Source organism: Flavobacterium fluviatile, from assembly GCF_010645065.1.
Taxonomy (GTDB): Bacteria; Bacteroidota; Bacteroidia; order Flavobacteriales; family Flavobacteriaceae; genus Flavobacterium; species Flavobacterium fluviatile.
This window is the reverse complement of sequence record NZ_JAADZW010000012.1, coordinates 106684-126207: the sequence shown is the minus strand read 5'-3', so window position 1 is coordinate 126207 and position 19524 is coordinate 106684. Positions and strand designations below refer to the sequence as shown.

Annotated in this window: 16 protein-coding genes and 1 other RNA gene; 9 read left to right on the top strand and 8 right to left on the bottom strand. The window is 34.5% G+C overall.

Features of this window, described 5'->3' with window-relative positions:
• Complete coding sequence (locus GXM17_RS13340) at positions 1–3201, bottom strand: SusC/RagA family TonB-linked outer membrane protein (RefSeq protein WP_163399822.1); 3201 nt, start codon at positions 3199–3201, stop codon at positions 1–3.
• 262 nt (positions 3202–3463) lie between these two features.
• Between GXM17_RS13340 and GXM17_RS13335 the strand changes: the two genes are divergently transcribed.
• The 3 genes from GXM17_RS13335 to GXM17_RS13325 all read left to right on the top strand — a co-directional run bounded on the left by GXM17_RS13335 (position 3464) and on the right by GXM17_RS13325 (position 6846).
• Positions 3464–4516, top strand: coding sequence for a sensor histidine kinase (locus tag GXM17_RS13335; RefSeq protein WP_163399821.1), 1053 nt, complete (start codon positions 3464–3466; stop codon positions 4514–4516).
• Positions 4506–5207 (top strand): LytR/AlgR family response regulator transcription factor, encoded by a 702-nt coding sequence (locus tag GXM17_RS13330; protein WP_163399820.1) that lies wholly within the window; start codon positions 4506–4508, stop codon positions 5205–5207. Before GXM17_RS13335 ends, GXM17_RS13330 begins: the two co-directional genes overlap by 11 nt.
• A 169-nt stretch (positions 5208–5376) precedes the next feature.
• Complete coding sequence (locus GXM17_RS13325; protein WP_163399819.1) at positions 5377–6846, top strand: sugar MFS transporter; 1470 nt, start codon at positions 5377–5379, stop codon at positions 6844–6846.
• Between the two features lie 95 nt (positions 6847–6941).
• Here GXM17_RS13325 and GXM17_RS13320 read toward each other — a convergent pair whose 3' ends face one another.
• The 4 genes from GXM17_RS13320 to ffs all read right to left on the bottom strand — a co-directional run bounded on the left by GXM17_RS13320 (position 6942) and on the right by ffs (position 9455).
• Positions 6942–7436: a hypothetical protein gene (locus GXM17_RS13320; protein WP_163399818.1), complete on the bottom strand. Its 495-nt coding sequence runs from the start codon at positions 7434–7436 to the stop codon at positions 6942–6944.
• Between the two features lie 96 nt (positions 7437–7532).
• Positions 7533–8189 carry a fructose-6-phosphate aldolase gene (gene fsa / locus GXM17_RS13315; protein WP_163399817.1) on the bottom strand — a complete coding sequence of 219 codons (657 nt, stop codon included), beginning with the start codon at positions 8187–8189 and terminating at the stop codon, positions 7533–7535.
• A 214-nt stretch (positions 8190–8403) separates the two neighbouring features.
• Positions 8404–9207, bottom strand: coding sequence for an SDR family oxidoreductase (locus GXM17_RS13310; protein WP_163399816.1), 804 nt, complete (start codon positions 9205–9207; stop codon positions 8404–8406).
• Between the two features lie 150 nt (positions 9208–9357).
• Positions 9358–9455: signal recognition particle sRNA small type (gene ffs / locus GXM17_RS13305), an RNA gene on the bottom strand.
• Between the two features lie 88 nt (positions 9456–9543).
• Here ffs and GXM17_RS13300 point away from each other — a divergent pair.
• Together GXM17_RS13300 and hutI are read left to right on the top strand one after the other, a co-directional pair.
• Positions 9544–10599, top strand: a complete 1056-nt coding sequence (locus GXM17_RS13300) for a glutaminyl-peptide cyclotransferase (RefSeq protein WP_163399815.1) — start codon at positions 9544–9546, stop codon at positions 10597–10599.
• A gap of 95 nt (positions 10600–10694) precedes the next feature.
• On the top strand, positions 10695–11933 hold the full coding sequence (gene hutI / locus GXM17_RS13295; RefSeq protein WP_163399814.1) for an imidazolonepropionase: 1239 nt from the start codon (positions 10695–10697) through the stop codon (positions 11931–11933).
• Positions 11934–11984: 51 nt separating this feature from the next.
• Here the strand turns inward: hutI and GXM17_RS13290 are convergent, their stop codons facing one another.
• Positions 11985–12863 carry a hypothetical protein gene (locus GXM17_RS13290; RefSeq protein ID WP_163399813.1) on the bottom strand — a complete coding sequence of 293 codons (879 nt, stop codon included), beginning with the start codon at positions 12861–12863 and terminating at the stop codon, positions 11985–11987.
• A gap of 95 nt (positions 12864–12958) precedes the next feature.
• Here GXM17_RS13290 and GXM17_RS13285 point away from each other — a divergent pair, with 95 nt between their 5' ends.
• Together GXM17_RS13285 and GXM17_RS13280 are read left to right on the top strand one after the other, a co-directional pair.
• On the top strand, positions 12959–13996 hold the full coding sequence (locus GXM17_RS13285) for a formimidoylglutamase (protein WP_163399812.1): 1038 nt from the start codon (positions 12959–12961) through the stop codon (positions 13994–13996).
• Between the two features lie 133 nt (positions 13997–14129).
• Positions 14130–15377 (top strand): DEAD/DEAH box helicase, encoded by a 1248-nt coding sequence (locus tag GXM17_RS13280; protein WP_163399811.1) that lies wholly within the window; start codon positions 14130–14132, stop codon positions 15375–15377.
• A gap of 44 nt (positions 15378–15421) precedes the next feature.
• On the opposite strand, the gene GXM17_RS13275 is transcribed toward GXM17_RS13280, so the two are convergent.
• Positions 15422–16705 carry a dicarboxylate/amino acid:cation symporter gene (locus tag GXM17_RS13275; protein ID WP_163399810.1) on the bottom strand — a complete coding sequence of 428 codons (1284 nt, stop codon included), beginning with the start codon at positions 16703–16705 and terminating at the stop codon, positions 15422–15424.
• 49 nt (positions 16706–16754) lie between these two features.
• Positions 16755–17813: a chorismate synthase gene (gene aroC / locus GXM17_RS13270; protein ID WP_163399809.1), complete on the bottom strand. Its 1059-nt coding sequence runs from the start codon at positions 17811–17813 to the stop codon at positions 16755–16757.
• A gap of 185 nt (positions 17814–17998) precedes the next feature.
• Between aroC and GXM17_RS13265 the strand changes: the two genes are divergently transcribed.
• Together GXM17_RS13265 and GXM17_RS13260 are read left to right on the top strand one after the other, a co-directional pair.
• Positions 17999–18826: a UDP-2,3-diacylglucosamine diphosphatase gene (locus GXM17_RS13265; protein WP_163399808.1), complete on the top strand. Its 828-nt coding sequence runs from the start codon at positions 17999–18001 to the stop codon at positions 18824–18826.
• A 151-nt stretch (positions 18827–18977) separates the two neighbouring features.
• Positions 18978–19475 (top strand): hypothetical protein, encoded by a 498-nt coding sequence (locus GXM17_RS13260; RefSeq protein ID WP_163399807.1) that lies wholly within the window; start codon positions 18978–18980, stop codon positions 19473–19475.
• Positions 19476–19524: the final 49 nt, after the last annotated feature.

Sequence of the window (19524 nt, the reverse complement as noted above, 5' to 3'; positions counted from 1 at the left end):
TTAGAATGCAACTTTAATGTTAAAACCATACGATCTTCTGAATGGAAGAGAACCATATTCAAATCCTTGTCCATTTCCTGAAGTGTACATAGACTCAGGATCAACGTTTGGCAAATCTTTATTAAAGGTTAATAAATTTCTTGCGAATGCAGACACATAAATTGAACTGATTTTTGCTCCGCTAAAAACACTCTTTGGAATAGTATACCCTAAACTTACCTCTCTTAATTTTACATAAGAAGCATCATAAATAAAAGGTGCAGGGGTATTATTGAAAACAGTAGTCCAGTAATCCTGAGGATTGATAGGTTTTGTATTTTCAACATATACCGGGTTAGCTGCTGTTCCGGTGTTCACAACACCTTCTGCTACATAACCAGCAGTAGGAATCCATGTTGCCTGGCTAAAGTTAGGATCGTTTGCTACTGCCTCTGCTCTAGCTGCATTGTAAGCATCTCTTCCTTCTGTAGTTACATCTAAAAGTCCTTTTTGTGCAGCTAATGAATTCGTCATAGAATATACGTCCATTCCAAACTTCATATCGATTAAGAATTGAAGTGTAATTCCTTTATAAGAAAATCTGTTGGTTAAACCTGCAGACCAGTCAGGAAGTCCTTTACCTAAAGCTACCTTAGAATCAGTGAATAAAGGCATACCATTTGCGTCAACAATTTTTTCTCCTGAAGGTGTTCTAAGGAAATCTTTTCCTATTATAGTTCCGTATTGTCCGCCAACCTGAGCTACGATAGCTGCTCCGGCCCAACGAGCTTCAGAAATAGCATATGTAGGGATTGTCGGGTGTAATGAAATAATAGAGTTTTTGTTTTTTGAGAAGTTCAAGTCAATTCCCCATTCGAAATTATTGGTTTTGATTGGAGTTCCTGATAAGAAAACCTCAATACCCTCATTTCTTAATTGTCCTGCGTTTACAGAAAGAAATTCATAACCTGAAGTTGCAGAAGATGCTAAATCTAATGTCTGATCAGAAGTATCTTCACGGTAAACTGTAATATCTGCTTTTAATCTGTTTTTAAAGAATGCTGTTTCAACACCAAACTCAACACCTGTTTTAGACTGATAAGTCAAATTAGCATTTGGTGCAGCAGAGTTTTTAATATTAACTACACTTTGTCCGTCATAAGATGAAAAAGTAGTATAGTTAAGTGCATTTTTGTAAGCTCCCGGTGCGTTTGAAACCTGTGCCCAAGAAGCTCTGAATTTTCCATAGTTAAATGTATCACTCTGAATATTGAAGGCATCAGAGAATATAAAACCTAACGAAGCTGCCGGATAAAAAGCTGATTCATCACCACTGTATATAACGCTAAACCAGTCATTTCTTCCTGTAAACTCAGCATACAAATACCCTTTGTAATCAACTTTAGCAGAACCGTAAACCGAATTCGTTCTGGTTCTGGTTACGACAGGAGCATTAATTGTCTTAGAAGAAAAATTGCTTATGTATTCATTTCCTGGCTCAATAATATTTGTTCCGAAACTAGAATTATATTCTCTATTATAATCTCTTCTTGCAGTACCTAAAATTCCTGAAAAAGTTAAATCATTTGCTAATTTTATATCACTAAAAGTGGCAATAATATCCGTATTCATCTCTGAAACATCAATATTATCCAATCCTAAATAGCCTTGATCTCTTCCAGGCCATGTACTTCCTGCCGCCATGAAATCTTTAGCACTAAAAGCATAAGTATCAATACCTGTTCTGAAAGTTAATGCTAACCAGTTTTTAAACTGATAAGTTCCGGTAACATTTCCTATAAAGCGATTTTTTACAGATGTATTATGATTTTCCTGTGTAGTAAAATATGGGTTTAACTGATACACATTATTGTTCCATGGATAAATCTGGCCTGTTTCTTCGTTTTTATAATTTTTTAACCATGCCTGATCAAAACTTGGAGCTAATGAACTTAATGAATAACCAACGTTATTTGGTGAATCTCCTAATCCTGGTCTGTTTTGTGTGTTTTCAACCATATAATTTACGTTTGCAGCCAAAGTAAATTTATCTGATTTTATAGTTCCGTTTAAACTTGCATCATTTCTTTCTATCCCTGATTCCGGAATAACGTCATCATTTGTCAGGTTGTTGTATCCGAAACGTACAAAAGCATTTTCGCTACCTGCTGATAATGAGATTCCGTTTGAAAGTGTTACACCAGTTTTGAAAAAATCCTGAATATTATTTTCTACTCTTGCATATGGTTTCATAGAACCATCAAATATTTTTATCTGCTGCCCTACACTTTCAGAAAACTTAGGCCCCCATGCATTTGTAGTATAACTATATATTTCAGACGGAGCTTTTGTCGGATCCGGTAAAGTACCATTTGATCCGGAACCATATTCCGTCTGATAGTCTTCGTATTTAGCATTTACTCTGTCGAAACTAACACCACTTGTAAGTTCAACCTGTAATTTGCCTTTGCTTCCTTTTTTGGTTGTAATCAAAATAACACCATTTAAAGCTCGGGATCCGTATAATGCAGATGCGGCAGCTCCTTTAAGCACAGTTAAGCTTTCAATATTATTTGGATTAATACTTGAAATTCCGTCTCCGTTATCTCTTCCGTCAAACCATTTACTTGTAGCAGCAGTGTCATTGCTCAAACCTGAGTTATCAATAGGAACTCCATCTACAATATAAAGAGGCTGATTGCTTTCACCAATACTGGAAATACCTCTGATAATAACCCTTGTTGATCCTCCAACTCCCGTGGCCGGAATAGAAACATCAACACCGGCAATCTTACCGGAAAGCGCAGTAGCAACGTTCGTAGTAATAACTTTGTTTAATTGGTCTCCCTTAAGATCCTGAACTGCATAACCCAGTTCTTTCTTTTGTCTTTTAATACCTAACGCAGTTACTACCACTTCATTTAAGGCATTGGAAGCTGCCAGTTTCATTTTAACATTAATTGTAGCGGCATCTCCAACAACAATTTTTTGTGTTTCAAGACCCACATAAGTAAAAATTAATGTTTGTCCGCTTTGCACATCAATTGAGTACAAACCGTCAAAATCGGTAGTAGCTCCTTTTTGACCTCCTTGTACAGAAACAGATGCCCCTGGTAACGGCATCCCGTCAGAATCTGTAATCAAACCCTTGACATTTTTTACCTGAGCAAGTGAAACCTGCGCTGTAAAAACAATCATAAAGATTAAGAAAATTTTTTTCATGTTTATTTATTTTGTTAGTTATGGATGTAAATTTATTCTTAAGGGATTGTTAAAAAAAATAATTTATACCAACTGCTTCAAATTTTAAACCAACGACATAAATCAATCAATAATACGTTTTACGAAAACGTTATCTTAATAAAATAATACAGGCTTTATATAATTTTACAATTTTTTTTTCAAAAAAATTGCGTTTCACCAACTAATTGTTTAAAGTTGCATAGTAATTCATATATGTACAATATACTAATACATTGTTAAATTGAGTGAAATTCAAAAATTAAATTTTGAAATTAAACTTCGAAATCACATCTGGTTCTGGGGAGGCTATTTTACACTCAATTTTTTAAGATGGGGAGCCTACTTTAATGATTATGATTATTCATTTAAATCAAACCTTATTGAATTTTCCCTTCATATCCCTTTTGTCTATTTTAATCTTTTTGTTCTGGTTCGTCGCTATGTGCTAAAACAAAAATATTTTAAATACACCATTGCACTATTAATCAGCCTTTTTGTTGTCTATTTACTCAAAACCGCACTCACCTATTATCTTATTTCAGAAAATATATGGCCAGAAGCAAATCGTGAATATCAGCCGTTTGATATCAATCATATTCTTGCAGTCTGCATTGGTGAATTATATGTACTGGCAATGGCATCTTCTGTTTACCTTACTTTAACATGGCTTCGTGAGAGAGAAAGAAACAGATCTTTGCGGGAAAATCAATTTAAAATAAAACTGAAATATCTCGAAAATCAGATTCAGCCTCACTTTTTCTTTAATACGCTAAATAATTTATATGCTTTATCATTAGAATCTTCTGACAAGGTTCCTGATGTCATTATTAAATTATCAAAGCTTATGGAATATGTTCTATATGATGTAAAAGGAACCAAATCCGTACTCCTTATAAAAGAAATAGATTATATTCACAACTATATCGAAATTGAAAAACTTCGCTTTCAAAACGTTGAAGTAGCCATTAACCTTGAATCTAATATTGAAGACATAAAAGTGCCTCCTTTAATTTTTATTTCATTAGTTGAAAATGTCTTTAAACACGGAGGATTAAACAATCAGAATCTAAAGATCAAAATAAACTGCAAAATTACTGACAACAAAATGCTGGATTTTGAAATCCTTAATAATTTTGTAATTTCACAAAAAAATAATCCCAAAGGCGGTATCGGTTTAGTGAATACCAGGAAAAGATTAAAATTAATTTACAAAAATAATTATAGCCTTGAATACAAAACAAAGCTAAACTACTATATAATAAGATTGCAAATACCTATTCATAATGAAGATTAAATGCTTATTAATCGACGATGAACCTTTAGCTATTAAAGTTTTACAAAACTACTTTACCAATTTTCCCGACTTTGAGGTTATAGGTACTTTCAATAATTCTTTAGAAGCACTGGATTTTATAAACAGTACACCTGTCGATGCTGTTTTTTTAGACATCAACATGCCCATGATGACAGGTTTTGAATTAATTAGCTTAATCGAAAATAAAACAAAAGTCATCATTACAACTGCTTTTAGGGAATTTGCCGCCGAAAGCTACGACCTTGATGTTTTAGATTATCTCGTAAAACCTATTCCATTACCAAGGTTCATCAAATGTATCAACAAAATTACTACCGAATACAATTTAAAAAACAATATCAAAACCGAAATTTCCAAAGGAGACGCGCATATTTTCATCAAAGTAGATAAGAAAATGATGAAAATCAATATTGAAGATATTTTATTTGTTGAAGGAATGAAAGAATACATAAAAATTGTTACTTCCGACAAAACTTACATTACTCATAAATCCCTGACTGCCCAAACAGAAGAACTGCCTAATGATAAATTTATACGCATTCACAAATCGTATGTAATTGCGCTTAATAAGGTGAAATCGATTGAAGGAAACCGTGTTCAAATTCTGTCTTACACTATTCCAATTGGAAGAAATTATAGCAAAGATGTGAAAAACAAAATTTTGGAATAATCACTAAAACCATATCGTTACTTTAAAAAAAACAACACATTGTTGAATAAATTATGTTGTTTGTATAAATTCTGCTTTTTTTATGCTTTTTTATTTTTTTTTAAAAATTGTAACAAATATATTTACCACTTTAAACTACTAAAAAAAACTAAAAAAACTTTATTACATTATGAATTCAGAAAATGTACAAACAAAATGGGGACAATTTATTTCACTGATAATTGTCTTCTTTTTTTGGGGTTTTGTTGGCTCGGCCAATGACATCCTGATTCCCGTATTCAAAAAAGTATTTACATTATCTCAGGTTCAGTCACAACTGGTAGCCTGGGCATTTTATGCAGCTTATTTTGTAGGATCTATAATTTTCTTTTTAGTCTCATTAAAAGTAGATGTTCTGCAAAAATTTGGATACAAAAAAACACTTTCTGCTGGTTTAATTCTTTCTGCAGTGGGTTCCTTTTTATTTGTTCCTGCTGCTACAATGGAAAGTTTCCCTTTTTTTTTAACAGCTTTATTTACAGTAGGTTTAGGATTCTCAATTCAGCAAATTGTAGCCAATCCATTAGCTATTAAAATGGGAAGCCCTGCAACCGGGGCACACCGTTTAACACTGGCAGGAGGCGTAAACTCTTTCGGAACAACTATTGGAGCCATACTATTAGGAATTGCTTTATTTGGAATGGGAGACAACAAAAAAACAGCACTTTCTTTAGAAGATATTAAATTACCGTTTATTATCCTTGGACTTGCTTTTATTGTTGTCGCTGTTTTTATGAACTTTTCTAAAATTGAAGACCCTGAAAAAGAAGAAGTTGCAGTTATCGAAAACGCCCACGAAAAGTTCAATATTCTGGACTACCCACAACTGTATCTGGGGATGCTGGCCATTTTTATTTACGTTGGAACTGAGGTAACCATCATTAGTAATCTTCCGGCCCTGCTTCACACATCAGAGTTTGGAAACGTACTTGAAGATGCTATTGCGCCTTTTATTGCCCTTTATTGGGGAAGTTTAATGATTGGCCGATGGAATGGCGGTGTAAATGTTTTTGACTTGTCAAAAACAGCTGTAACTGTGCTTAAGTTTATTGTTCCTGCTTTAGCTTTTGGTGTTATTATCGGCGCTAATATATTTGCAGGTCATGATGTTTCCGGATTCTATATCTATCCGGTATGGATTCTAATTTTTATCGCAGTAAGCTTTGTTGGCGGAAAAAATGCGGGCAAAACATTAATGCTTTTTGGCCTTTCAGGCGTTTTAATGATGCTAATTGGATTAGTTTGCACTAATACTGAAATTGCTAAATTCTTTATTATTTCCGGAGGTCTTTTCTTATCCATCATGTGGCCGTCAATTTTCGATTTGGCGATTGCAGGTTTAGGAAAAAATACAGGAAAAGCGTCTTCATTCTTAATTATGATGATTCTTGGAGGCGGAGTTATTCCATTAGTTCAGGGAAGTATTTGTGATATCGATCTTACGAGTCCAAACGGAATTTTCGGAATCACATGGACGCACTTCTCTTATATCGTACCCCTTTTAGGATTTGCATACCTGGGCTTTTATGGTTACTACTGTCCTAAAATACTTAAAAGGCAAGGTATTAACCACGTTGAAGGTGGCGCAGGAGGTCATTAAATTCTCATCCAAATTCAAATTCTTTAATTCCAAATTCCAATTTTTATCAATTCAATGATTGGAATTTGGATTTTTTTTATTGTTTTTTTTGAAATTTATTTTGCCGTTATAATTGCATTTAAGTTTTTCTTAAAAATAGCTTTATTTTTTTCTGTCAGCGTATAGACTACATCTTTATCTGCATGAACAATAACTTTATCAATATTAGCAGCTAAAAGTGCCTGCGGATCTTTAATTTTGAGAGTACAGGCACCATCAAAAAAACCATCTTCTTCAATTACTTTTCGGGCTTCAATTACAGTTCCGTCACTCAATACTGCCGAAATTGTCATTTCTTTATTCAGCGTTTTAGAATAAAATCCATCCATTACCAGCAACAAACGGTATGTATTCTTCAATTCAGGCCCTTTAAACTCGTGACGCGTAATATTATAACGCAGCCCTTTTGCCAGCGTTTGAAAATGCTCTGTACAATCCAATTCATAAGTAGCCACATCTCCAGCCTCATTTACACTGGTGAGAACTTTTGCCTGAGCGTTTAACAACTGAGCAGTTATTAAAAAAGCCAAAATCAGAATACCTTTTTTCATACGTATTTTTTTTAATTAGAGATACCTTAAAAATAAAAAAAAAATCGCCATGTTCTTAATGAAAATGACGATTTTAATTATTTTTTTAAAAGCAAACTATTTGTTACCTTTCTCAAAATCAGCTACAAACTGAGCCAATCCGATATCTGTCAAAGGATGTTTCAACAATCCTGCAATTGCAGATAATGGTCCTGTCATCACATCTGCACCAATTTTAGCACAGTTTACAATATGCATAGTGTGACGCACAGAAGCAGCTAAAATTTGAGTCTCATATCCATAGTTATCATAGATTTCTCTAATTTCCTGAATCAGATTCAGACCATCTGTAGAAACATCATCCAGACGACCTATAAAAGGTGAAACATAAGTTGCTCCCGCTTTTGCAGCCAACAAAGCCTGACCTGCTGAGAACACAAGCGTCACGTTCGTTTTAATTCCTTTATCCGAAAAATATTTTGCAGCCATTACCCCTTCTTTTGTCATAGGCAATTTTACCACGATTTGGTCATGTAATTCAGCTAATTCTTCACCCTCTTTTACCATTCCTTCAAAATCCAGCGCATTTACTTCAGCACTAACATCCCCATCAACAAGATTACAGATGTCAACATAATGTTTCAAAATATTGTTTTTCCCCGTAATTCCTTCTTTTGCCATCAATGACGGGTTTGTTGTTACACCATCTAAAACACCTAATGCCTGTGCTTCTTTAATCTGAGCTAAATTTGCTGTATCAATAAAAAATTTCATAATTATATTTGTTTAATTGTGTTCATAATCTGGGCGTGACCACAAGGGTCGGGTGTTCCGCTATATCTTTTTGTTTTTAAAGAAAAAACAAAAAGGATGCCGCTTCACCCCCTCACGCAAATCCGTTGCAAAATTACAAAATCAATATCAATAACAATTTCAAAAACAAAATCAATTTGTGAAATTAAATACTGAAATCCAATTAATATTGCCTTTATAACTTATAATGATTCATCAGCATCTTTTCATACACCTTATCCGGAAGCGCACGTTTCAGTACAATCGAAAACTTCTGCATAAAAACACCTACTTTATAATGCACTTTTGGACTTTTCTCCTGCATGATTTTATAAACAGCTTCAGCCATTTCATCCGGGTTACTTCCGGCATCAACATGTTCATTCATAGTAGCAAGAGTATCACCATAAACTTTTTCGTAAGCGGAACCCTTTACAACAGGTGCATGATAACGCCCTGATGCAATATTGGTAGCAAAATCACCAGGAGCAACATTCGTAATTTGTATTCCAAATTGCTTTACTTCCATACGCAAAGCTTCCGTAATCAGTTCCAAAGCTCCTTTCGATGCTGAGTAAACGCTGCGATATGGCAATCCCATATAAGCTGCAATCGAGGTAATATTGATAATCAGTCCCGATTTTTGCTCACGCATTTGTGGCAAAACCGCTTTCATCACCTCAATCGGTCCAAAAAAATTGGTTTCAAAATTATTCTTGATTTCTTCCATCGGAATTTCTTCCAAAGGACCGGTAATCCCAACACCGGCGTTATTAATCACAACATCTAATCGTCCTGAAGTTTCAATGATTTTAGCAACAGCATTTTTAATCGACTCTGCATTTCGGACATCCAAAGCCACAAGCGGAAAAACAGAATTAAGCACTTTCTCAGGGTTTCTGCTCGTTCCGTAAACCACAAAACCTTTTTGATGCAAAAATTCTCCAATTGATTTTCCAATCCCTGAGGATCCTCCGGTAATTAAAACGACTTTATTCATTTTGAGTTTTGAGTTATAAATTATGAGTTATGAGTTTGATGCAGTGAAATCTTTTTACTTCTAACATTTAACTTCTAACAATACGAAAGGTCCAAAAATAAAAAAATCCTCCCGAAGGAAGACTGCTTTTGTATAAATTCTAAAAATAAAAAATGGCAAGCGACCTACATCGCACCGCTCAACCGCGTACCCTTGCTATGTTCCCATCCTGGGGGAGTCTGCAGGAGCTGGTCGTGTAGGACTTGCCGGTGCAAATATACAATCTTTTTATATTTTTGCAAGAGCTTTGTTGCTATAAAAATATCGTTGTATATTGGACTATTCAAATTTTAAACTATGAAAAAACATAACTTCCTAACTGCCATTTTATTAGGAATCACATTAATTGGCTGCGGAGATAAAAATAAAGGTGAAAATTCTTTATTTACTATAGACGATTCTGCTTTTCCGGCACATTTTATGCCTCAGGAAGCGGTTTCAATTGCTGTTTTAAATCCTAAATCAAAAGAAATCGACAGCATTGCCTACTTTGTAAACGACAAAAGAGTCGGAAGTATAAAAGGTTCAGAAAAATTCAAATTCGAATTAAAAGACCAAAAATTAGGATACCAATACCTAAAAGCAACTGTTTATTTTGGCAGTGATTCATCTGATGCGACAAAAAGAATTGAATTAGTTTCAAACGTTAATCCTAAATTATTAAAGTACAAAATCATAAATACTTTTCCTCATGATATCGCATCTTTCAATGAAGGTTTAGAATTTCACAATGATACTTTATACGAAAGTACAGGACAAAAAGGAAGTTCTTACATTAGAAAATACGATTATAAAACAGGTAAAATCTACAAACAAGTTGATCTTGATAAAAAATATTTTGGAGAAGGAATTACAATTCTGGATGGAAAACTATATCAATTGACATGGCAGGAAAAGACAGGTTTTATCTATGATGCGAAAACTTTAAAATTAGAAAAATCATTCAAATACGACAAAGAAATAGAAGGCTGGGGAATGACAAATGACGGAAAATACATTTACCGCTCAGACGGAACAGAAAAAATCTGGAAAATGGATCCGGCTACTCAGAAACTGATCGATTATATCAATGTTTATTCCGCAACTTCAAAAATCAAAGCTGTCAATGAATTAGAATGGATTAACGGAAAAATTTATGCAAATATTTGGCAAAAAGATGCCATAGCTGTTATAAATCCAACTTCTGGAGCTGTTGAAGGTATTTTAAACATGACTGATCTGCGTAAGAACATGAGCAGTAAAATCACTACTGATGATGTTTTAAACGGAATTGCTTATAACCCAAAAACCAAAACTATTTTTGTTACAGGAAAAAACTGGGAGAAAATATTTGAAATAACAGTTTCGGAATAAGTCAATCTTAAAAATCTTAAAAACGAATTTCACAGATTGCACGAATTATTTCGTGAAATTTGTGAAATTTGTTTTTTTATATAATATTCCTAAAAATGACAACTCTTATCATCAACATAAAAGAACTGCTTCAGGTTCGGGAAACTCCTGTTTCTAAAGTTTCCGGACCCGAAATGGCCATTCTTCCCACCATAAAAAATGCCTTTTTAATTATAAAAAACAATCTCATTTCAGATTTTGGTGCGATGGAAAACCTTCCGGAAATCAAAGTAGATAAAATTATTGATGCAAAAGGACGGGTTGTTTTGCCAGCCTGGTGCGACAGCCACACCCACATTGTTTACGCAGGAAATCGGGAACAGGAATTTGTTGACCGGATTAACGGGTTTACTTATGAAGAAATCGCAAATCGGGGCGGCGGAATCCTGAACTCAGCAAAAATTTTAAACGAAACCTCAGAAGAAGAAATCTACGAGCAGTCAAAAGTCCGACTTGAAGAAGTAATGCATTTGGGAACCGGGGCAGTTGAAATAAAATCAGGTTATGGATTAACAATTGAAGGAGAACTGAAAATGCTTCGTGTCATTAAAAAACTTTCTCAGAATTATCCTGTTGCCATAAAAGCTACTTTTTTAGGCGCACACGCTTTCCCTTCATATTATAAAGAAAACAAAGCCGGATATATTGACGAAATCATTAACAAAATGCTTCCTGAAATCGCTGAAAATAAACTGGCTGAATATATTGATATCTTCTGCGAAAGTGGTTATTTCTCAGTGGCAGAAACCGAAAAAATTATGCAGGCAGGAATTGATTTTGGCTTAAAGCCGAAAATTCACGTAAACCAATTTAATTCTATTGGCGGAATTCAGGCTGGAGTTAAATTTAAAGCCCTTTCTGTAGATCATCTGGAAATTATGAATCCGGAAGACATTGAAGCTTTAAAAAACACTGAAACGATGCCGGTTGCATTGCCTTCATGCTCTTATTTTTTAAGCATTCCTTACGCTCCAGCCCGTGAAATAATAAATGCAGGTTTACCAATTACTTTGGCAACCGATTTTAACCCCGGATCAACTCCTTCCGGCAATATGAATTTTGTGGTAGCAACCGCCTGTATCAAAATGAAAATGACGCCCGAAGAAGCCATAAACGCAGCTACCATAAACGGAGCCTACGCCATGGGAGTTTCAGAAACACACGGTAGCATTACAAAAGGCAAAAAAGCTAATTTGATTATTACGAAACCTATTTCATCTTATTATCAGATTCCATACGCTTTTGGAAGTAACCTGATCGAAAGCGTACTTATTGAAGGTAAAACTTTGACATAAAAAAAAAGAGGAGCTTAAAAACTCCTCTTTTATCTTCTTATTCACTATTTGTTATCTTAAAGAAAAACTTGTTTTAGAAACCAGTTCATCATTATCAAATACATTGATAAAATAAGTTCCTTTGGCAAAATCTTTTCCTGGCAAGTCTTCAGAAACATTTACAGTTTTATTTTCGTATTGTACCGTTGTTTTAAAACTATATGTCAATGAATTATCACCAAAACTTTCTGTCTTTTTATCACCAAGCACATTGTTTTTGCTATCTATTACCTGTACATAATATGTTTTATCTCCGGATTTTGCAATTTGATTTTCGGCAATAGTAAAGCTAATTTTTAAAACATCAGCTCTGCTTGCTTTATCTGTTTCGATTTGTTTACCTGAACTTCTTAATTTGTAAGCCGCAGTTTTTGTGTTTAAAACAGATAATTTTGAACCTTTTTCAACTGTTTTAGACAAAGCCTCGTTTTGGCCTACTAAAACTTCATTGAATTTTTTAGACTCTCCCAATACAACAATAGTACTGTCTCTCTGAACTGTCAAAACACCATTTTGTTTTTTTAATTCATCATTTTCAGCAACCAAAGTTTTCATTTTAGTCTGCAATCCCTGAACCTGGGATTTAAATTTAGAAACATCTCCTTTTGATTTATTTAAATCATTCATTAAGGCAACAACTTTATCTCTTTCCTGAATTAATTCATCTGACATAGAAGTGTTTTCAGCAATGGCGGCATCGTAAGTTGCTTTAAGTTCCTGAAGATCTTTCATTACAGATTCTTTTTCTGTCAATGTTGACGTAAGTTCGGTTTTTACAACATCTGAATCAGAAGAAAGTTTAAAAATGTATACTAAACTACCAATTAGTAGGACTGCTAAAACAGCGATTACCGCCTTTAGACTTGAGTTGTTTTTGTTTGGGTTTTCCATATTTAATAATTTTCTTAAAACAAATTTAAATAATTAATATAAGGTAATAACGTAAGTTTCTACAATTATATTATTTTTGGATAATATTTTTTTTTATGGATAAACTAATCCCTTTTACTGTTAATGATTTAGCAAAAGTTACTAATCACCGTAGCGGTGAAATAAAATTTGGAGAAAAAATGATCACTATTCCGAAAGGAGTAGGCATACTTGATTTTCTAAAAGAAAGTGATGCTAAATATGTGCTTTTGGGTATTCCGGAAGACATCGGCGTAAGGGCTAATTATGGCAGGCCAGGAGCTGCTTCTGCATGGGAATGTGCAATAAAAAGTATTGCAAATGTTCAGCATAATCGTTTTTGCAAAGGAAGTCAGATCCTTGTTTTGGGACATATCAATGTATCAGAAGAAATGCGTGATGTTGAGAATCTTGATTTCAACGATATTGATGATCGCTCCAAACTGAGCCAGCTGGTTGAAAAAATCGACAAAGAAGTTTCGCATATTATTTTCAATATAGTCAAAGCAGGCAAAACCCCTATTATAATTGGTGGAGGTCATAACAATGCTTACGGAAATATAAAAGGTACGGCTTTAGCCAAAGGAAAATCAATAAACGCAATCAATTTTGATGCTCATTCTGATTTTAGAATTCTGGAAGGACGCCATAGCGGAAACGGCTTTTCTTATGCCTATGAAGAAGGTTTCCTGAAAAAATATTTTATTTTTGGCCTTCACGAAAATTATACTTCAAAAAGTGTTCTGGATATTATTAAAAAACTGGAAGACAGAGTGCGCTACAATACTTATGACAGTATAAACATACGGGAAGAAAAGGATTTTACCAACGAAATGATTTCCTCTCTTGAATTTATAAAAACAGATTCATTTGGAATAGAAATTGACCTCGATGCCATTCCGAATATAGCGAGCAGTGCCATGACAATAAGTGGTTTTTCGATTGAGCAGCTGAGACAGTTTGTTTCTTATTTCGGACAGCATAAAAATGCTTCTTATCTTCATATTTGCGAAGGTGCACCAGATTTAGACAATTCTCCTAACAATCATTTGATAGGCAAATTAATCGGTTATCTCGTTACCGATTTTATTAAAGCAAATCACGAAAAAATTTAATATCTGTCAATATTAACCATTTGCCATTATCCGTTTTGCCAAATAAACCTAAAATCAATTAAACGATTGCCCGAATAAAACTATCTTTGCACAGAAATTTAGTACTTAAAACTAAATTCTTAATACCTAAGATATGTTATTCGAAGATTTATCACTTTCAAAAAGTATACAAAAGGCCGTATTTGAAGAAGGCTACCTAAATCCCACTCCCATTCAGGAGCAATCTATTCCGATTGTTTTAGCCGGGAGGGATTTGATTGGCTGTGCGCAGACCGGTACAGGAAAAACTGCTGCATTTGCTATCCCGATTATCCATCAGCTACACCGAATTGTGGGCTCATCCAAAAAGGCCAAACAAATTCGTGCCCTTATAGTTACTCCAACCCGTGAATTAGCCGTACAAATTGGACAAAGTTTTGACACTTATGCCAAATACACCAATTTGACACAGTTGACTATTTTTGGCGGGGTTTCCCAAAATCCGCAGGTCGATATTTTAAAAAAGGGGGTTGATATTTTAGTAGCCACACCAGGAAGACTTTTAGACCTGCAAAAGCAAGGTTTTCTGGATTTAAACCATTTACATGTTTTAGTACTTGACGAAGCTGATCAAATGCTGGATATGGGTTTTATCAATGATGTTAAAAAAATCGTCAAACTGACCCCAAAAAACCGTCAGACGCTTTTATTTTCTGCTACAATGCCAATTGCAATTCGGGAATTAGCAGAAATGTTTTTGCAGGATCCTGCAAAAGTAGAAGTTTCTCCCGTTTCATCAACTGCCGAAAATGTAGAACAGCGCGTTTATTTTGTAGACAAAACTGAAAAGAGAAATTTACTCTATCATTTGATAAAAACAGATGGCTTATCAAACGTACTGGTTTTTGCAAGAACCAAACACGGAGCAGATAATGTTGTTAAAGCACTTCGAAAAAAAGACATTCCGGCAGAAGCAATTCATGGAGACAAATCTCAAAATGCAAGACAGCGCGTTTTAGATGCTTTTAAAAATAAAGAAGTAGGTGTATTAGTGGCAACTGATATTGCTGCAAGAGGAATTGATATTGATCAGCTGCCATTTGTAATTAATTTTGATTTACCTAATATCCCGGAAACCTACGTACACCGAATTGGAAGAACAGGACGTGCAGGAAATGGCGGAATCGCAATATCATTTTGCGGCAAGGACGAACATCCATACTGGAAAGACATTCAGAAATTAATAAAAGTGGATGTGAAAACAATTAGCGATCACCCCTACCAATGGCACGCCGGAAGTCCTGATGCAACTGAAAAACCTAAAAATTCAAACAGAAGCGGAGGTGCTCATAAATCAAGAAAATCAAATGCTTCTAAACAAAATAAGAAACGCTGGTATTAATGAACCAGCGTTTTTGTTTTTATTAAATCTTTGAAAAATCCAATTTAGTCATTTTCTGAAACTGATTCTAAATCTTTATTGTCCTCCCATTGCCCAACCACTGAAGTAGCCAAAGCATTTCCTAAAACATTTGTACCGCTTCTAAACATATCACAAAAATGATCAATAGGCAAAATCAATGCTATCCCTTCAACAGGAATATCAAACATTCCGCAGGTTGCTGCCACCACTACCAAACTTGCCCTTGGTACACCAGCAATACCTTTACTGGTTAACATCAGAACCAACAGCATTACCATCTGGGTTCCAATATCAAGATGCACTCCATATGCCTGAGCAATAAACATACTGGCAAATGTCATGTACATCATACTACCGTCAAGGTTAAAAGAATATCCTAAAGGGAGCATAAAGGAAACTATTCTGTCTTTTACCCCAAACTTTTCTAATTCTTCTGTTAATTTGGGAAAAACAGCTTCACTGCTTGTTGTACCAAATGCGATAACGACAGGACCTATAATTCGTTTTAACAATTCATTCATTCTGTTTTTTAAGAAAATGTATCCAACAATTATTAAAATAACCCACAAAGAGCATATTCCAATTAAAAAAGAACCGAAAAATTTAAAATAGGTAATCATTAATTCCTGAAAATCCCTTACGGCAAACACACCTGCAATAGCTCCAAAAACTCCAATTGGAGCAAAATTCATCACGTAATTTACCATTTTTAAAACGATATGAGATGTTTTGTCAAGAGCATTGATAACCGGTTTTACTGTATCACCAAAAGAAGCCGCAGCCAATCCGAAAAAGATAGAAAATATTACAATCTGTAAAATTTCGTTGGTTGCCAATGCTTCGAAAAGGCTTTTCGGTACAATATGCTCGACAAAATTTTCAAAAGAAATTGATTTTGTTTTTGCTGTTACCTCAGAAGCAGTTGCTATATCCATATGACCTAACTTTAAGCCAACTCCCGGTTCTAAAATATTCACGTAGAACAATCCAATCAGCAATGAGATAAACGAAGCTGTAAAAAACCATGCAAGGGCTTTTCCTCCAATTCTCCCCACAGCTTTTATATCACCCAATTTGGCTATTCCTACTACTAAAGTGGTAAAAACCAACGGTGAAATAATCATTTGAACCAGTCTAATAAAAATGGTTGCCAGCATTTTTATTTTATTGCTAAATGATTGTGCTGCCTCAGGCGAAATCGAATTATGCAATATAATTCCTAAAATAGCACCCAAAACCATAGCTATTAAAATCTGACCTGTAAGTCCGGAAAAAAAAGAGTTTTTCTGCTTTTGGATTGTATCCATTAGTATTTGAATTTATAATTAAAAAAGACCCTCACTGCCTGCTTTTAAATTAATACGTCTTGTTGATTAAATAAAAATCAGCCAAAACGATAGCTGCCATAGCTTCAACAATAGGCACAGCTCTTGGTACCACACAAGGATCATGGCGGCCTTTTCCTGTCATTGGTTTAATATTTCCTTTATTATCCAAAGAATCCTGAGTCTGCATGATAGTCGCAACAGGTTTAAAAGCTACCCTGAAATAAATATCCATACCGTTGCTTATTCCTCCCTGGATCCCACCGGAAAGATTTGTTTTGGTAGTTCCGTCCGGATTGTATAAATCGTTATGTTCGCTTCCCTTCATTTCTGAACCTGAAAAACCGCTTCCGTATTCGAATCCTTTTACAGCATTAATAGAAAGCATTGCTTTTCCTAATTCGGCATGCAATTTATCAAAAACCGGTTCTCCTAAACCAACCGGCACATTCTGAATCACACATGAAACGACCCCTCCAACAGTATCTCCCTGTTTACGTATATCACGAATGTATTCTTCCATAATTGCGGCTGATTTCTCGTCGGGACAACGTACCGGATTGCTTTCTGTTTTCGAAAAATCCAATTCCTGATAAGGCGTTTCTAAATGAATTGGCCCTACCGATGAAACGTAGGCATTAATTTTAATTTCAGGCAGCATTTGTTTCGCAATTGCCCCTGCTACTACTCTGCTGGCTGTTTCGCGTGCTGAACTTCTTCCGCCTCCGCGATAATCCCTGAAACCATATTTCTGATCATACACATAATCGGCATGACTTGGTCTGTAATTATCTTTTATATGAGAATAATCATCTGATTTTTGATTGGTATTCGGAATAATAAACCCAATTGGAGTTCCGGTTGTTTTACCTTCGAAAATACCGGATAAAAACTGAACCGCATCCGGTTCTTTTCTTTGTGTAACAATTGCTGATTGTCCTGGTTTTCTTCGAGCCATATCCAGCTCAATTGCTTCAAAATCAAGCTTAATTCCAGATGGACAACCGTCTATAATTCCGCCTAAAGCTTCCCCATGAGATTCACCAAATGTGGTAACTTTATATAGTGTGCCGTAGCTATTTCCTGCCATTATAATTAGTTTTGAGCAAATGTAAGTTTTATGGATTAAATTAAAAAATTTAAAATTAGTATTAACCCTGATTACCTCTTTTAAAAAATCATAATTTATTAAAACTGAGACAAAATTCATAACCTTATGATAAAACAAAACCTCTTTTTGTTTACTTAATTTGCTAAACTTCAAATCAATAAAAATTGAAAAAGAGAAATGTCGAATTAGTCATCATTTCCGATGTGCATCTGGGAACTTACGGCAGCCATGCCAAAGAGTTAAACAACTACTTATCAAGCATTAAACCTAAAACATTAGTTCTAAACGGTGATATTATTGATGCCTGGCAATTTAGAAAATCATATTTTCCTAAATCACATCTAAAAGTTATTCAGCGAATCATCGGAATGGCTTCAAAAGGCACAAAAGTGTATTATATCACAGGAAATCATGATGAAATCCTAAGGAAATTCAGTGATATGAAAATGGGGAATTTTTCTTTGGTCGATAAATTAGTTTTAGAGTTAGACGATAAAAAAGCGTGGATTTTTCATGGAGACGTTTTTGATGCTTCGGTACAGCACTCAAAATGGATAGCAAAACTAGGCGGTCTGGGCTATGATTATTTAATTTTATGCAATCGATTTGCAAATTGGTGCTTAGCAAAATTAGGAAGAGAACCTTATTCATTTTCCAAAAGAATAAAAGCCAGTGTAAAAAAAGCCGTCAAATTTATTTCTGATTTCGAAACCACTGCTACAGATCTGGCAATTGAAAAAAAATATGATTACGTTATCTGCGGACATATCCATGAGCCAAAAATTATTGAAAAAGAAAATAAATACGGCTCCACTTTATATTTGAATTCGGGAGACTGGATTGAAAATTTAACTGCGTTAGAATACCATAAAAAAAACTGGAAATTATTTTCTTATTCTAAGGCAAACTTCACAGAAACCGAAGAAAATCTTTTTGAAATGGAAGAAATTTTAACCTCACAGTTAATTGCTTCAATCATAACCCATAAGTAACTTTTTAAGAATAAACAACTTAACACACACTTAGCTAAAAACTAAATATCTTTTTATAAAAAAATGGAAATTACATAACAATTTCAAACAATTTTATACGTTTGAGATGATACAGTAATTATAATTTTGAGAAAAATTAATAACCATTTTTATGAAAAAAATCATTTTATCTGCCATTGCGCTATTAGGAATAGCGTTTACTGCACAATCACAAGAAATTTCAAAACACGCATTAGGATTACGTCTGGGAGACAATAACGGATTTGGTGGAGAAATATCATACCAATTAGGTTTAAACCAAAAAAACAGACTTGAATTTGACTTAGGATGGAGAGATGACAGACATGTGGATGCTATAAAGGGTGTAGCTCTCTATCAATGGGTTTGGAATATTGACGGAGGTTTCAACTGGTATGCCGGAGTTGGTGGTGGTCTTGCTGCCTGGGATTACGATTATGACGGACCTGGAGATGATTATGATGACAGCGGAACATATGTTTTTGCAGCCGGAGATATCGGTATAGAATACAGATTTAAAGAATTTCCTCTTACACTATCCTTAGATGCCAGACCAGAAATTGGATCAGGATATTATGATGATGATAACTTTGGTTTCGATGTAGGGCTTGGAGCAAGATTCAGATTCTAATTAAAAAACTTACTTTATAAAAAAACCTGTCGCTTTTTAAACGACAGGT